Source organism: Verruconatronum alginivorum (assembly GCF_056590205.1).
In genome coordinates, this window is record NZ_JBWPVQ010000001.1 from 757,417 (window position 1) to 773,093 (window position 15,677).

A 15,677-nucleotide genomic window follows, 5' to 3' on the forward strand; every position below is an offset into this window, starting at 1 on the left:
CATTTTTATGTTAACCTAACAGAAAGCGCTTGCTCTCTTTTCGATCCACCGCATGCTCGGATATTTCCGAATTTCTCCTCCTCTTTCCCGCAAACATCCTCATGCCCGCCCGAATCACTTTGAAAGACGTCGCCGAGCGCGCCGGAGTTTCCATCATGACCGTCTCCCGCGCTCTGCGGAATCAACGGGTGCTCGCGGCCGACACCCGCGAACGGATCCAAAAACTGGCCCTGGAAATGGGTTACCGTCCCGACCCGAAGGTCTCGGAATTGATGGCGCGCCTGCGAAACAGGCGTCCGGACGAACGTTGCGAAACGCTTGCCATGATTTGGCCCGACTACTCTCCGATCCACGAAGATCCCGTGGCCGAAGGCATCCGCCGACGAGCGGACGAACTCGGCTTCAAGCTAGAAGATGTCCGCCTTTCCAGCAAGCGACCCGATACCCGCCAAATCGACCGGATGCTGTGGAACCGGGGAATTCGGGGAATCATCATCGCCATGGTGCGTCCCCCGCACGAGACTCTCGACTTCCGCTGGGACCGATATGCCGCCGTAGCCGTCGACTACACCCTCGAACATTCGACCATCCACCGCGTCGCCACCGATCATTATCAAACCATGACCGTGGCGCTGGCGGAACTCGATCGCCTGGGCTACCGCCGGATCGGGCTCGCGATGGAGAGACAAATGGACGAACGGGTGAATTACCTTTGGCGGAGCGGCTACCTCGGCTACCACTCGGTCCATTCCAATCTTACCCCGCTTCCCATTCATGTTCCGGAACGATTCAACCGCGCCGGATTGGCCGACTGGATCACAGAAACCTGCCCGGACTGCATTCTGAGTGCCGGACAAGCCAATCAGGTCTACGACCTGTTGATCGAATCCGGATACCGCCTCCCGAACGAACTCGGATACGCCAGCTTTGATCTCTATTCCCACCCCGAATCGGACCGTTTCCGCCCGAAGCTCTCCGGCATGGTCCAACCCCGCCTGACCAAAGGAAAAGCGGCCGTCGATCTCGTGGTAAACGTCCTCCACGGCAACGGAACCGGCTTCGACGATACCCCCCGCACCCTGATCATCCCCTCTGCCTGGCAAGCCGGCGAAACCACCTGCCCCTCCTCCCCGTAGCGATGAAGCCACGCCTTCATCGACCTTCCTTCGGGAGACGCCTTCCCCGACCCGTCAAATCTTCCGGGAAGATTCGCTACATCTCCCCGTAGCGATGAAGCAACGCCTCCTCCTTCACATCATCCTACTCCAGCTCCACCTCAACCCGACCGAAGGCGCGAGTCGCGTCCCAGCCCGGCTCCACCGTGACCCGGTACAATCCTTCTGTAATTACTTTCCGATCCCAAACCGAAATGTAGGGCTCGTCCGAATACCATTCGACAAGATCCTCCGAAATCAGAAACCGGTAACGGATATCGGTGCGATCCGTCCGCTCCTCATAGACAAATCGCATTTGGTTCCCGGCACGCTCCATCTTCGCAAAATCCCCGGCGCTGACCGCCTCCCACGCCCCAAAACCGAAGGCGTATTTCAAAAGATTCGGCACCCGGTCCCCGGCGGGCGCGGCGAGAGTTCCACTGATTGAGGGTTGAGAGCGCTCCGTTACGGAAAAATTTTGGTCGCGCCACTTGGCGAATGAAACACCCACATAATGAGCATCAACTTCGAGGTCCGTCAGCCAACTGCTGATGTGACTCCGAATTCCGGAATTGTTTCGCTGATGCAAGTGAACATAGAACTCGGTGACTCCCTGCAACTCCTCGTATCCACTCAGGTCGGCGCTGTAAGTCTGACTACTGGAAACAGGCGTGCCTTGATAGACCGGCGTCTCCCCGTCCAACGATACATCCAGCCAGAACGAGCCTCCGTGATGCGGCCGAATCCCTCCGGTCAAACGCACGATGATCGAATCCAAGGGAATCTCACTCGCGAACTGCTGGACCACCGTGGCCGCCACCGCGCTCCCGCTCCGACCGCGCATGGAAAGAGCGGGCCCCGGCTCCAGCGCCTGCGGATTCAACACCCACCCCCACGTCGGCCATTCCCCTTTTCTCAAATCCTGGTGGTAACGAACGCCTCCCCGCAATGGCAGATAATACTCGGGCGAGAGCTCGATCCAGCGGCTCTCGATCCCCTCCACCCGGCCGGTTCGAAACGACGGTGATACGACCGATGCGTCAATTTCCAATCGACTCAGACTGCTGGCGATGTGGCTCCGCACCCCCGAGTTGTTCCTCAATCCGAGGTGCACGTAAAACTCCTGGATGCCTTGAAATTCAACGAGTCCACTCAGATCCGCCACGTAAGTCTGACTCTCCGTGCAAGTCGCCCCCTGGTAGATAAGATTCTCTCCATCCAAAGAAATGCCCAATGAAAACGATCCGCCGAATCCCTGCCGAACCGATCCGGTCAAACGGACGACGATGTCCTGCATCGCATCACGGCTGGTAAATTTCTGCACCACCGTCGCGGCGACGATAAAACCGGATCGTCCCCGCAACGCGAGCGCCGGGCCGGGCTCGAGGTGTTGTTCGCCGGTAATTTTGCCCAATGACCTCCATTGTCCCGCCCCCAAATCCTGCGCATAGCGTATTCCCTGGCTGACGGCATCATAATATCCAGGACTCAGTTCGACAAAAGGATCCGTCGTCTCCTCCTGTTCTCCCGTCAACCGGCCGCCGTTCAGCACCACATCGGTATCTACAATAATGATACGGGTCCGTAATTCACGTCCAACTTCACTCAAAGCATACACCGCCAGCCCCTCTCCGGTTTCGACGGGGTTCAGTTCGACCCAATCCCGATCGCTTCCGGCGCGGGAGGTTTCGACCCGCAACGAGTGGGCGTTTCCCACGAACGACAATTCCAAAGCAAGATCACCTACCGGAAGGAGTGACCAAAAATGATAATCGAGGGCAACCTCCCCGCTGTTCTTGAGTTGCAAGGCGCCTTCTTCCAGACGCAGGTTCCGAAACCCGAATACAGTGGCCCGATCAATTCCGCTCCAGGACAGGTCGATTGCCCCCGACCCATCTCCGGCCAACTCGATCGGATTTCCCCAAAAGAGATCGCCCGCCTCAAAACTTCCGTGGAGAGCGCTGCGTCGCTGAAACTCAAGGGAACTGAAGACAAAATTTCTCAAGCCGACCGTCCCTAGCCGGTCCGCCGCATACCATTGCCTCACCTGGTCCAACAATCCGTCCCCGGTCCGATACGAGACGGGAAGATCGAAACGCCAAGCGAGCATCACGGTTTCACGCAGCCTTTCCACGCTCCATTCTCCGGATACATCCAGCGCGATTCCCACCAGCTTCCCGCTCCTGAGAAATGCTTCCAATATCCTTTCGGAGGCGCTGTAGTCGCCGCCGTCGAACAACCACCAATAGCCCGCGGTCCCTTCTTCGACCGTTTTCCCGGCGGTCACAAGAAAGAGCGGCGTTTCCGCCTTTTCCCCTACCTTGTTTCGCATCGCGGAAAACACCTGCCCCCAATCTTCGCGGCCGTCGTCGGCGACCGTGATGGCGGAGATCAGCGAAAGGTCAGTTCGCTCTACCCAGTCATTGAAACGGACCAGGTAGTTCTGGCTTGTCCCCTCCATCGAGAAATGGACGACGACCAGTTTGGAAGCGTCACCCGCCTCCCGGAAGCGAGCGTTGCTGTTGGCGTCGAGATTCCCCCGCGTATGGTAGAGGGATCCGTCACCGAACCCCTCACCAAAATGGAATCCTCCATTGCCGAAGTCACCCTCCCAACTCCCGGCGAGGCATGAAACACCTACCAGAAGCCCAGCAAAAACCGAGGAAAGAAACCGATTCACAAATACCATCCGACTTTACTCCAAACGTGGAGCGACGGTCGCCTCCACTGTCACGCTTCTGATCTGAGAGGCGTAGAGGGTCTCGGTGCCGGAAAGGGCCTGCAATTCGACGTTGACCCACAAGGGCGCCTCACTGAAGGCTTCGTCGTCCACCCCATTGCGTGTCACGGTATGCCGCACATTGCGCTCGTCGAAGGCGACTGGTTCGGACCAAATTTCCCCGTCCTCCGAGGTCGAGATCATGACCTTCCCACCGCGAGCAGGCGTCGCATCAAACCTCAATTTGACGGCCACATCGGCCACGGGTACCTTGGGCTCTATTTGAAAGATCACCGGCACGCGAACCACTCGTCCGGGAACTCCCCGCACCGCCCACTCGGGCCGGTTCAAATATTGCGCCGACTCATCCAGCGCCAAGGTAAGCCCGAGGTAATCCTGTCGTCCGGACAGGGACACCGGGTGGGTTCCGGGATCGGCAGCGAGTTCATGGAGAACCACGTCGCCCACCATTCGCCTCCGTCCGTGATCATCCAGGGTGAAGTGCAGCCCGGATTCATTGTCCAACGAAGCATGCGCCCAATCGAATTTCTTCTCATCGAGCGACCGGAATCCGATCAGGGCATCGGGAATGCGCTTGGTGGTCTCCGCCAAGACCTCGATGTAACGGTACCAGTCACGGACCTTTGGGCTTTTGGCGTGCCATCCCCAGCGGATCGGTTCGACGACTTCCCCATCTTCAATGACCCGGCTCTGCACGATGAAGTGGGCCACCGGAATATCGTAGGCCCGGCAGATTTCCAGTTGGTCCTTGAACACCTGCTTTCCCTCTTCCCAAGTATCCCCGCCGCTGTATCTCAACCAGTCCGGCGAGGACCAGACGATGTGGATCAACGGTTTTCCAGTCTCCAATGCCCGCACCACCTTTTGCTCGAATTCCTCGCGCGGTCGACCATACAGGTCCATCACCCAACCGTCGGCCGGCAAGGCAACCCACCCGCTCTCCGCACGGGCGTTCGGCACTTCCATCGGCGTCCACCATTGATAAATCATCAATTCCGGCCACCGCTCCTTGCTCCAATGATAGAGCTCGGTCAATGCCTCGATGTTGCCTCCCCAATACACATTCTCCTCATCCAGAGTGATGCCATACAACCATTCCGGCTTGACCGTTTCCAAGGTATTGATCAAAGTCTCCTTCGCCTCGTCGACATTGATTCTCGGATGAATTCCCCCCGGAAACTTCACCCGCAGAATCACCTTTTTCCCGTGAGCCGCCAACCTGCGGAGATTGGCCACTTCGCTTTCATCCGGATTATTCGTCTGGACTATATAAAACGACCACGGCGCTTCCTTGGCGGCCCGTTCCGGCGTCAAAAGGCTCTTGATTCCCTCCGACTCAGGCGGACGCCCATGCCAGAATGTGGCACGGGTATACACCCCGGAATCCCGATACGTGAGTGGAGACCGATCCACCTTAATTTCCCCGAAATCGTCCGCATGCATCGCACCCGCAATGCATGTAATCAAACCGAGAGTGATGTTTCTTGCTAGCTTCATCATAAATATTCATGGATTGATACCCGTGTTTTCATTCGGCCAAATTTGCGTTAATTTCAATGGAATCGATCCGACTGCTGATATTGCCGCGAATTCCCGAACTATTCCGCTGCTGCACGTGCACATAAAACGTGCTGACTCCCTGCAAGCCGGAAACGTCACTTAAGTCCGCCTCATAGATCTGGCTCTCAGTCAGAGGATCCGTTTGGTAAATTAAATTTGTGCCATCCAGGGAAACACCGAGGAGCACCGAGGCGCCGTGAGAGGGACGGATATAACAATTCAGCCGAACGAACAAATCTTTCAGCGGCTGCGTGCTGGTGTATCTCCCGGCAACGGTCGAAGTAACGGCGGAGCCGTCCTTTCCTCGCATCGCCAGATCGGGTCCCGGTTCCAAAGCTTCCGCATTGATGAACGTGGAAAAGGCCCGCCATTGTCCGCTCCTGAAATTCTGGGTATAACGGATCCCACGTCTCCATCCGTGAAAGAAAGATGGGTACAACGGCACCGCCGCCCCAGGTATGACCGCGACCTTCCCCTGCAAACTCATCTCGCCGATCTCAACGTCGGGCCCGAGCAATGTTAGACGAACCCGCAGTTCCTGGGCCGATCCGCTGATCCCAAACGTCAATTCTCCGTCGGCATTCGACTGGGGCGACAATTCCACCCAATCCATCTCCCGGCCCGCCCGGGAATGTTCCACCTTGAGGCTTCCGGCATCGCCGACGGTCTGAATCCGGAAGACTCCATTCTGAAACGGGAACAGCGACCAGAACTGATAGTCGATGGATACGGGTTTCTCCGCCAGGTTCCGCATGGTTCCGTTCGAAATCCGCAAACTCCGAAGACCGAAAACAGTGGATCGATCAAGGCCGTTCCAGGCGAAAGCCACGTGTCCGTCATAATCACCGCCGATCTCGATCGGGTCGCCCCAGAGGAAATCCCCTGCCCTCAAAAGCCACGGCGGGCCGCTCCGTCGCTGAAACTCCAGCGCGCTGAACGCGAAATTCCGGTGGGGCACATACACGAGGCGACCGGCGCTGTTCCAACCATTGAAACTGCCCGATTGATGATCCGCGAGAAAATAGTTCACCGGCATGTCAAATTCCTGGGCGACCATCACCTGCTCCCGGGCCGCGTTGAGGTCGCTGTATCCCGACCCATCGATCGTCATTCCCAGAGGCTTTCCGGTCGCGAGGTATTCCCTGGCTTTGTCCCGGAACTCAGAATAACCGCGGCCGTAAAAATCATACCAGAATCCGTCCGCTTTCCCCGCCGGCCCCAACGGCATCGAATACCAGGAATAGACCGGTACATCGCTCCTCGCCTTCACGAAATCATAAAGCTGGTCCAGATCGGCGACGGCATTGTGGGGTTGCTCTTCGCCGAAATGCAGGACGTCGATCAATGAAAGATCGTGCCGGTCGAGCCAACCTTCGAGGGCATCGAAAGACTGACTGCCGGTCGGGTATCCTTGCAGCTGGATCACCACGAACTTTCCTTCGGCCCGGTATACCGGCAATTGTTCGCTGAGGTCCGACCCCAGGCCGACCCGACGGTGCGCCAGGTTTCCGTATCCGGCGCTCACATACACTCCGCCATCGCGAAACGACCCTTCCCGGCGTTCCCCGGACGGAGCCTCGGCCGAAGCCACTCCGGTCCACATGAGGGCAGCCGCCAGCCCTGGCATTAACATTCCAAATTTCATAAGATTCGTTTTTGATAGCGCACCTCCGAAAAGGTGCCACCGATGTCCTATTCTTCCCGCCCCCGGGAGAACTGACGACTCTGGCACGGCTCCCGCCTACGGATGTGGATCCGGATTTCCCGCCGCCCGCTCGAGGCGGTAGTAGGACGACCGATAGGGGCCCGGTGCGCTTTCACGATCCATTGCTCCAATGGCGTTCCAATCTTCCTCCGCCATGCGAATGCCTCGGACATGGCCGTCGGCGAAGACAGCGTTAATCCAACCGATCTCCCGGAGGATCTCGAAATGCTGGGGTCGCGAAAAATCGACCGAGAAGGTGATCGTCAGGCTCGGGTTATCGAGTTGATGCAGGCCAAATGGGATGTACCCGGTGACCGTCGTCCAGACACTCCCCGTAAACCCCCTCCCGGAAAACATCCGGGCGGAATATCCGGCCCGCCACGAACTCCTTGAATCGGGAAGCAGCGGGGAGAATAAGTGATCGTTGGCGATAATGGGGGTATCGTCATGCATGAAATACCGGGCGGCTCCAAAGGGACCATTGCCGACCGAATCATAATAGATATAACCCATTCCCTTGTAGCTGACAAAGCTGCCGTTATTATCATTCTCGAACGCCATCATGGCAGAGCCGATCTCCCGGAGATTGCTGACGCATTTAGCGTTTTTCGCCGATTGGCGGGCCCGGCCGACGACCGGGATCAAAATCGCCGCCAAAATTCCTATAATCGCGATCACCGTAAGCAACTCGATCAAAGTAAATCCCGCCCCGCCGACCCGAGGTTTACCGCGCCTCCCGCAATGCCGTTGACTGTTGCCGCTCATCTGTTTCATGGGAATCCTTTTGGTTAAGCTGGGAATAAGAATCAAAAAATCACGCGATGACATGCCGGGAACCGCGTCACGACCGCCGGCGAAGAATCAACAACCCTCCGACACCAAGGGCAAGGATCAATCCGACATGAGCCGGTTCCGGAATGGCCACGAGGCCACTCACCATCACATCCTCCGCCCACGGCATGTATTGTCCGCTGCCGCTCGTAGAGTTCATCTCAATCCGCAACCACATCTCAGTCAGCGGAACGTTGAACCCGTCCTGGGCTGTCATATCCAAAAACATCGCATAGGAGCCGTTTATACTGCCATCCACGGAACTGTAAAAATATGTTTCACCATCCAGGGAAAGCCCAATTCGAGCTTGGGTTCCGTGGTTGTTGAGCGACCCGGAACCAGTACCGGTTGCGATCGGGTCCTGGAAAAAGAAACACTCCGGCGCCACGATCTTGGTATCGAGGGTCCGAGTGCCGGTCCCGGCGGCGAAACGGACCCTCGCCGCGAGGTCGTCGTTGTTGCTATCGGAGAGTCCGCCGAAAATCGGCACAAACTCCAAATTGTTCGTATCATTGATCGCCCACTCATCTCGCTGCCCTTGAGTGCCAAAGTCGTTCAAGTGAATGAAAACCCGATCCCCCACTTGTCCCGGATTGATCGTAGCCTGAAAACTCAAATCCCCGACCGCGGACCTACGATTAAGTGGAGGAACGCTGCCAGACCGGTTTTCCACCTGAGCCTGGATCCAGACATGGGAAAGTCCCATGAAGGCCGGATCGGACCCGGTGGATACGCTGCGAAACACATCCACGGGATTCGTGTCAACTCTCGCTGCGACTTGGTAATCATCGAAGTTCACCCCATCATGGGAAAGCCGGAGAAATGCGTTTGTGGAGTTCGATATGCTCCCCGAGAGCAAGGCCGAAAGCTCCGGGCTGCTCAACGTATGCCAAGTCGGGGCGAAGACCGCCCGAGTAGCAGTGCGCCGATTAAAGGATCCACTATTCCTCAGGGCGAAAATAGTTCCGCCCGACGAAGCCATGTAGGATAGGTCCACAATCGAATCCCACCCCAAACCGTCAATTTTCTCCGCGTTGTCGAAATTATTATTATACTCCAACAATTGCGCCGACATGGACGGCATCGCGGACAATACGAGGGCAGTTAATATTCCTACGGTTTTTTTTATGTTATGCATGGAAGGGTTTGTTGAGGATGTAAATTCGCCCAGTATGAATCACATGGTTGGCGACTGTTTCCGTGGTGGAAGAATAATTGATTACAGGTAAGACGCTAGCACCGCCGCCAGAGGCGAGTCAACGGGACCGAAGGCCGAAACCTGCCCCAAACCTAACACAAACGCGCATCGAACTTCCTCCCCGGACGCGAGCCGCTTCCACCACAATATCCCGCCCGGCCTCCTAAGAGGCCCCTAACGCGCTTGATCAGCATTTCAACACCGCCATCCACCCCGAAGGAATTCGGCTTTCCCAACACAAAGCTCTCACAATCCTCGGGGTAATCGTAACAACATCACGCATTGACAAATGACTCTCCCCCGCCCTACTTTCCGCTCATGCTCAGGTATTTCAGTGCGGGTAAGTGGAACTTCGTCACACACCCAAACCCGATGTCCCGTCGCCTGAATTGGGAGTTTTTCGCCATTTTGGAAGGAAGGTGCGCCCCCCAGTTCTCCAACACCCCACCCGCCAAACTGCAATCCACCACCCTTTGGCTGCTCGCTCCCCAAGAAGAATATTGCTGGATCGGCGAGGACAAGACTTCCTACCGGGTCGCCTTCCACTTTCCGTGGATTCCCGACGTGATTGCCAAGCGAATGCAAGGTAAAGCCTTATGGTCGGTCGAATTAACCGCGCCGGAACGTGAGGCGATCAAAGATATGGCGGAGGAAATCCGTCCGTTTTACCACCATCCCGACGAAAGCTACGAATTGCGCCTCTCCAAGCTCCTCGCGGAGCTCTCCCTCATTCTCCTTTCCAGGGTCAAGGGCGATTTGGCGGCGGAGAACCCGTTGCACTTGGGAAAGATACACCGGATCGAACAGGCGGAATCCTACTACCGGGACAATCTCGCCAAAAACCCCTCCCTTGATGAAATCGCCCGGCATGTGAAGGTTTCCCCCAGTCAACTGCGGAGGACGTTTCACCAGGTCCGGCAAAAATCCCCTCGGGAGGTTTTCCGCGATATCCGACTCCACGAAGCCTGTCGGCTACTCATCCAAACCAATCGTACGGTGGACGTAATCGCCGCAGAGACCAATTTCGGCAGCACGGTCGATTTTCACCGGACGTTTAAAGAGAAATTCGGGATCACCCCCCACAAATGGAGGATCGAAATCGCCAGGGCGACCGGAGAACAGCCTGGCCGAATGAAAGGTGGCGACGCCCCCAACGCCCATCTGATTCGCTCCTGGGACTGGAAAACCGAGCAAGAGTCCTGATCAGGCTCCGCATCAATTCGATCCGAACTCTTCCTCGACCTTGACCCGCAGGAAATACCGTGGATTCTCGTCGATTCGAACTTCGCTCACCAGAAGAATACGATCACGCTCTCCGCCGAACGGTTCGACGACCTCGCTGGTGAAGGAAATTCCTTCCCAAACCACAAGACCGGAAGAGGCCTCAAGGGAAACCGTCGCCCCCGGGACATCCCACACCTCGACTCCGAGATAACGGCGCTCAATCCCCTCCTCAACCCGTTCCACAACGACCGCCCGCGGCTCAAGAACGGGCGGCGGAACTCCGGGCTCCCCCGGCGCCTCGACGATCAGTCCGCTCACCCGGACATCCTGGAATCGCGGAAGAAAACTGCCGCTCCCGCTCGACGACCTCATTTCCACCCGAACCCAAAGTTCATTCAGCGGCTCCGCGAAGCCCGGCTCATCCGTCATATCCACCAACATCGCGTAGGTGCCGTTGATTGCCTCATTGACTTCGCTGTAAACAAACTCCTCGCCGTCCAGCGACAAGCCGATCCGGGTCCACGTCCCATGATTCGACCAAGAACCGTATCCCAATCCCGTGGCGATCGGATCCTGAAAACGATAACCCTCGGGTGCGTCGATCTTTGCATCAAAGGTATAAATCCCCGTTCCCGATCCGAGGCGAACGCGGGCGGCGAGATTGTCGTTATCCATATCCGAATATCCGCCGACGATACTCTCAAACAACAGACTATCGGTGCTGTTGATCGTCCACTCGTTTCGCTGATCTTCCGTCCCAAAATCATTGAGATGGATAAAAACTCGCTCTCCGGCCAACGCCGGACTCACCGTCGCGTGCATCTCCAGATCTCCAACGGCGGACTTTCGGTTCTGGGGAGGTACGGAGCCGGAACGATTCTCCAGCTGCGATTGAATCCAGACGTGGGTAAGTCCTGCAAAATCCGGATCGCCGTCGGTCGAAACACTACGGAAGGCGTCAACCGGATTATCGTTGAGCCCGACCGCCACTCCATAAGGTCCGGGATCCTGGGGATCGGAAGGAAAACTTCCATCATAGGAAAGCCGCAGGAACGATTTGGTCGCGTTTGACACACTCCCCGACAGGAGAGCGGAAAGCTCCGGAGCATTCAACGTATGCCAAACAGGAGCATACACCGCCCGGGTCCCGATCCGGCGATTGAAGCTCCCATCATTTCGCAATGCGTAAACCCCATGCGTGGACGGTTGATACGCCAATTGCAAGGTCGAATCCCAGACCATTGCATCGATCTTCGCCGGGGTGTCGAAGTTGTTTTCGTAAAGAAGTGTCTCTGCGGATAACGATGCCGCGAATAAACATAGGAAAGCGTTCAGTAAAACTGCGTTTTGCAAAGGGTGTTTCATGATTGATTTTTTCAAGCGTTGAGGGGAATGGCCAATTAAACGGCCCTACTTCGCTACAAAGGCTAGCAATCCCCCGAGAAGCGAGTCAACCGGCAGGTGGGCAGAAACCCATCCCAAACCTAACATCAACGCGCATCACGGAGGCGTTCGATTCGGTCGCGGAGACCGGAAACCCCGACCTTGATCTCACCACGATACCAATCTTTCCATTTTCCGCGTTCGCCTTCCCGGAAACCGTCCTCGATGCCCCCCAATGCGTCCATCGCGCCCACGTAATCGGGCGGTTCCGCAAGAAGCCCGGCCGCCGCCCGATAAAGCCCCCGCAAGATGATCGCCTGCCCCACCAGGTTGAACCGCACGAAATCGCGCAGCCGGGCCTCAATTCCCGCTTCGCTGGCTCGAACCGCTTCTAGAAGCTCGCCCAACCGTTCCGCCGCCGCCACGATCTTCGCCCGAGTTTCCTGTCTTCCTTCAATCAGTTCCTCGACCAGAAATCCGTCGATTGGAAACGCGCCGGCGTGGTGACGGATCAGGCGGTCGATGAAATAACGGAGCCCGCCATCATAAAGACGCCATTCCGGCCGGAGTTGCGGGATACACTCCAAAAATTCCGCGTAGAACGGTGCGAGCTCCGGCCCCGCCCACCGGCGAAGGAATCCCTCCTGATCCATCCTCTCCCGCCGCCAGACCTGTTCCGTCCAGGCCGCGATTCCCATTGTGTGTTCCCGGACATTGGCCACATTGAGAATGGCGTAAGCGGTGTCCCCTTTGGCGGCCACCGATCTGACGATCCGAAACAACTTTTCCGGGGGCGGCCCCTGGACGAGATGGGGCCCGAGTGGCCAGACCGCAATGTGGTAATAAAACCCCCGCTGTTTCCCTGCTTCCCGCGGCAACATGTCGAAATCCTGCTGCATCTCCTGGGTCATCGAATGGTCGGCAAAAACACAAATTACCCCATCCGGCACCCGCAGTTTACCCGTCGCGATCAGTTCCGCCCCTTCCAGCCACAAGGTCAATGTGGCGGGCGGATTCTCACGACTGTCGACACTCCGGATGATCGCCATCTGGTCGTTCAACGCATCCGCGATGAACTTCCCGGCATGTTCCCGCGCCTCCGGGTCGTGGCTCCAAAGCGCCCGGTCGCCCCTGCCCCGCAAACCGACCTGCCAAATCAGCGCATCACCGGCCACCTCCGCCCACTTCGCGGCATAGGCTCGCCAACAGGTCCGCATTTCCTCCGGATTCTCGCGATAACTGAAGGCGGGCGCTCCCCCACGCCGACTCCACCAGGTCTCAAAGGCGAAATGAGCGACCCCGAGCGGTTCGACATGATGTTGACTGACATACAATCCGCGTCGAACCGCCGCCCGGATCATGTCCTCCTCCGGCTCATTCATTATATCCGTGAATGAAGCGGGAATCACCAAATTGGCGCGTGAGCGCAGCGCCGCTTCGTAAACCATCTCCATCGTTACCGGGGGCACCACCGGCGTATAGTATTGCAGCAGACGGTATTCATAATTGTCCGCCTCTTCACTCGGTGGATTGGCGAGAGTTGCCTCCCGCGATGGCCAATCCAAAAACCGCTCCCCCGCAGGCGACTTCCATCCGCCAAGCAGATCCTCGTCATTGATGAACCATCCCCGGAAACGAAATGCCAGAGCACCGGATTCGATGCATTGCGGCTCCGGGTCGAACTTGGCAAGCCGAGGAGGCTCAATGTCTTTCCAGAACCACAGCGCATCTACGCCAAGAAACCGATGCGAAACCTCATAGATCCCGAAAATGGCTCCGAGCGTATCTCCGCCTTCGATACGAATTCGACGGTCAACAGTGACCTCCAGACGGAAGGTTTCTTCGGAAAGACTTCCGGAACGCTCGACCTCCAGCGTCCAGTTCCCACCCGCCGTCTGATGTCCCGACGACCCGCGAAGAACCACCCCAAAGTCACGGCGAAGATCATGGAGGGCCGCCGCCACCGATTCGTTGTCGAAGCGGTTGATCACCTCGATCCAATCCGGCCAACCCGTACAAATGTCGTCCATTAAACCATGTCCTTCCTATCGTTCGCTTCCTTCCTCTTCTTCTGTTCAGAAGTCCAGCGGATGGCCGACGTCAAAAATAACCGCCTTGCTCGGTGATCTCGTCGACGGTCTTTCCTTCCGCGACCCAGCCGAAGATCTTCTTTTCATTCGACCGGATCTCCTCGGCCCGCTCCAAAACCTCGACGGCGATGTCGCGGGGGACGATCACCACGCCGTCGATGTCGCCGAGAACGACGTCGCCGGGGCGGATCACCGCGTCGCCGATTTTGATCGGAATTTGATAATGGGTAATGAGACACCGGCCAAGAGATCCGTTTGGCGTGCGATACTTATAAAACACCGGAAAGTCATGCTCCAGGATCTGATGGGTGTCGCGGATGCCTCCGTCGATCACCGCTCCACGCACCCCAAGCCCGCGGGCGGTCGCGGTCATGACCCCGCCCCAAAGCGTCGCCTTTTCATCATTGGAGGTGTCCCAAACGATCATCGCATCAGGAGTCAGCTCCGACAGCATCTTGGTCCGGTAGGTCATTTCCCCGGTGATCTTGACATTGGGGGAGCTCTTCACCGTGAAGGCGAGACCCGCCACCGTCCGCTCCGGCCGCAATGGCATGATATGCCCGGGCAAAGCTTGGTCGAGGAGAGCATGCTCACGCAACACGTCACAAATCGCGCCGGTGTAAAGCGCTTCGTAACGGCTTAGCAACTCCTTCACGGGAATCGAAAATTCGCTCGTCGAGATGGTTTCGCGGGCGGCGATCAGTTTTTCCAAATTCATCATGCCCACTTCCTTCTTGTAGGCTTCGATGTCGGCGTTTAGGTCTTTCTTGTTCATCGTCATGTTTGGTTTCCTTTTTTTTGCGGATGATTTCACCGCCATTCAGCGGTAGGAAATTTGGTGGGCATCGAGAATGCCTTTCATATACCCAACGGCAAAAAGGCGTCCGAGCAGAGCGTATCCATGGGGCAAATCTTCCTCCCCACTGAGCGACGGCACGTGATCCACCCGGATCGGTCCACGAAAACCGAGCGCGTGATAGTGCCGGAGCATCTCAGCCATATCCGTCGGTCCGTTGTCGTGAAAGGTCTCAGTGAAATCGTCGCGCGTTCCTTCCACGTCACGGAAATGCACGAATTCGATTCGGTCGGCGAAGCGCTCCGCGGTGGCGAACAGGTCTTCTCCCATGGCACGGAAATTCGCCTGGCAATAGGTGATGCCGTGACTCGGCGAATCGCTCAACGACATCGCCCGAACAAAGGAGTCAGCCGAGGTAAAAATACGTCCGACTCCCCGCAATGGAGAAACCGGAGGATCATCCGGATGCAGCCCCATCTTAACCCCGGCCTCTTCCGCCACCGGCAGAACCCGTTCAATGAAATAGGCGTAATTTCGCCAAAGCTTCTCTTCCGTGACCCGCTCCGCGTCCGGCACCAACGGAGCCTCCACATCGGCAAGCCGAAACCGGTTGGTGATTGCCCCTCCCCGGGTCGCCACCCGGGTGTCGGTCCGGAACCACCCGATCGTCGCCATGAAATTGTAACACAACAACGGAATCTCGAGTTCACCCATGTTCCGCAGCATCTTCTGATACCGCTCGATATCAGCGTCGCGCCCCGGCAGTCCGAGCTTGATCCGCTGCATGTCGAAGGCGTCCCCCTCCAGTCCGTAGAGGGTCAACCCGCCCTCCCGGAACCGGTCCCGGATCGTGCGTAAAGCATCGAGATCGTCCGGCGCGGGAAGACCGGTCAACTCGGACGCGCATTTGCAGATGGCGTGGGTGATCCCCGCCTGTTTGGCGAAGGCCCAGGAGCGGTCCGGTTTGGCGGGTAGAAATTCAGTCAGTATCATCTG

General features: G+C 57.3%; 11 protein-coding genes. 2 read left to right on the forward strand and 9 right to left on the reverse strand.

Annotated features, from left to right (window positions below; translation table 11 throughout):
* Positions 1-101 precede the first annotated feature (101 nt).
* The gene (locus tag ACWUI2_RS02535) at positions 102-1,136 is read left to right on the forward strand and encodes a LacI family DNA-binding transcriptional regulator (protein WP_486981294.1); all 1,035 of its coding nucleotides are present in this window, start codon (positions 102-104) and stop codon (positions 1,134-1,136) included.
* Between the two features lie 124 nt (positions 1,137-1,260).
* Here the strand turns inward: ACWUI2_RS02535 and ACWUI2_RS02540 are convergent, their stop codons facing one another.
* The 5 genes from ACWUI2_RS02540 to ACWUI2_RS02560 form a co-directional block, all read right to left on the reverse strand.
* Positions 1,261-3,834 carry a hypothetical protein gene (locus ACWUI2_RS02540; RefSeq protein WP_486981295.1) on the reverse strand — a complete coding sequence of 858 codons (2,574 nt, stop codon included), beginning with the start codon at positions 3,832-3,834 and terminating at the stop codon, positions 1,261-1,263.
* A 15-nt stretch (positions 3,835-3,849) separates the two neighbouring features.
* The gene (locus ACWUI2_RS02545; RefSeq protein WP_486981296.1) at positions 3,850-5,394 is read right to left on the reverse strand and encodes a hypothetical protein; all 1,545 of its coding nucleotides are present in this window, start codon (positions 5,392-5,394) and stop codon (positions 3,850-3,852) included.
* Positions 5,395-5,422: 28 nt separating this feature from the next.
* Positions 5,423-7,087 carry a hypothetical protein gene (locus ACWUI2_RS02550; RefSeq protein ID WP_486981297.1) on the reverse strand — a complete coding sequence of 555 codons (1,665 nt, stop codon included), beginning with the start codon at positions 7,085-7,087 and terminating at the stop codon, positions 5,423-5,425.
* A gap of 108 nt (positions 7,088-7,195) precedes the next feature.
* The gene (locus ACWUI2_RS02555) at positions 7,196-7,924 is read right to left on the reverse strand and encodes a type II secretion system protein (RefSeq protein WP_486985033.1); all 729 of its coding nucleotides are present in this window, start codon (positions 7,922-7,924) and stop codon (positions 7,196-7,198) included.
* Positions 7,925-8,000: 76 nt separating this feature from the next.
* Positions 8,001-9,065, reverse strand: a complete 1,065-nt coding sequence (locus ACWUI2_RS02560; RefSeq protein WP_486981298.1) for a PEP-CTERM sorting domain-containing protein — start codon at positions 9,063-9,065, stop codon at positions 8,001-8,003.
* 495 nt (positions 9,066-9,560) lie between these two features.
* On the opposite strand from ACWUI2_RS02560, the gene ACWUI2_RS02565 reads away from it, so the two are divergent.
* On the forward strand, positions 9,561-10,391 hold the full coding sequence (locus ACWUI2_RS02565) for a helix-turn-helix transcriptional regulator (RefSeq protein WP_486981299.1): 831 nt from the start codon (positions 9,561-9,563) through the stop codon (positions 10,389-10,391).
* 12 nt (positions 10,392-10,403) lie between these two features.
* Here the strand turns inward: ACWUI2_RS02565 and ACWUI2_RS02570 are convergent, their stop codons facing one another.
* The 4 genes from ACWUI2_RS02570 to ACWUI2_RS02585 all read right to left on the reverse strand — a co-directional run bounded on the left by ACWUI2_RS02570 (position 10,404) and on the right by ACWUI2_RS02585 (position 15,674).
* A complete protein-coding gene (locus ACWUI2_RS02570) occupies positions 10,404-11,777 on the reverse strand; it encodes a hypothetical protein (protein ID WP_486981300.1) in 1,374 nt (457 codons plus the stop codon).
* 125 nt (positions 11,778-11,902) lie between these two features.
* Positions 11,903-13,825 carry a glycosyl hydrolase 115 family protein gene (locus ACWUI2_RS02575; protein ID WP_486981301.1) on the reverse strand — a complete coding sequence of 641 codons (1,923 nt, stop codon included), beginning with the start codon at positions 13,823-13,825 and terminating at the stop codon, positions 11,903-11,905.
* Between the two features lie 70 nt (positions 13,826-13,895).
* Positions 13,896-14,660 (reverse strand): RraA family protein, encoded by a 765-nt coding sequence (locus ACWUI2_RS02580; RefSeq protein ID WP_486981302.1) that lies wholly within the window; start codon positions 14,658-14,660, stop codon positions 13,896-13,898.
* 45 nt (positions 14,661-14,705) lie between these two features.
* Positions 14,706-15,674 carry a mannonate dehydratase gene (locus ACWUI2_RS02585; RefSeq protein WP_486981303.1) on the reverse strand — a complete coding sequence of 323 codons (969 nt, stop codon included), beginning with the start codon at positions 15,672-15,674 and terminating at the stop codon, positions 14,706-14,708.
* Positions 15,675-15,677: the final 3 nt, after the last annotated feature.

Excerpts from the sequence above, each read along its gene's own strand:
- ACWUI2_RS02535 (WP_486981294.1), top strand. The coding sequence starts at position 102 with ATGCCCGCCCGAATCACTTTGAAAGACGTCGCCGAGCGCGCCGGAGTT.
- ACWUI2_RS02545 (WP_486981296.1), bottom strand. The coding sequence starts at position 5,394 with ATGATGAAGCTAGCAAGAAACATCACTCTCGGTTTGATTACATGCATT.
- ACWUI2_RS02550 (WP_486981297.1), bottom strand. The coding sequence starts at position 7,087 with ATGTTAATGCCAGGGCTGGCGGCTGCCCTCATGTGGACCGGAGTGGCT.
- ACWUI2_RS02555 (WP_486985033.1), bottom strand. The coding sequence starts at position 7,924 with ATGAGCGGCAACAGTCAACGGCATTGCGGGAGGCGCGGTAAACCTCGG.
- ACWUI2_RS02560 (WP_486981298.1), bottom strand. The coding sequence starts at position 9,065 with ATGTCGGCGCAATTGTTGGAGTATAATAATAATTTCGACAACGCGGAG.
- ACWUI2_RS02565 (WP_486981299.1), top strand. The coding sequence starts at position 9,561 with ATGTCCCGTCGCCTGAATTGGGAGTTTTTCGCCATTTTGGAAGGAAGG.
- ACWUI2_RS02570 (WP_486981300.1), bottom strand. The coding sequence starts at position 11,777 with ATGAAACACCCTTTGCAAAACGCAGTTTTACTGAACGCTTTCCTATGT.
- ACWUI2_RS02575 (WP_486981301.1), bottom strand. The coding sequence starts at position 13,825 with ATGGACGACATTTGTACGGGTTGGCCGGATTGGATCGAGGTGATCAAC.
- ACWUI2_RS02580 (WP_486981302.1), bottom strand. The coding sequence starts at position 14,660 with ATGAACAAGAAAGACCTAAACGCCGACATCGAAGCCTACAAGAAGGAA.
- ACWUI2_RS02585 (WP_486981303.1), bottom strand. The coding sequence starts at position 15,674 with ATGATACTGACTGAATTTCTACCCGCCAAACCGGACCGCTCCTGGGCC.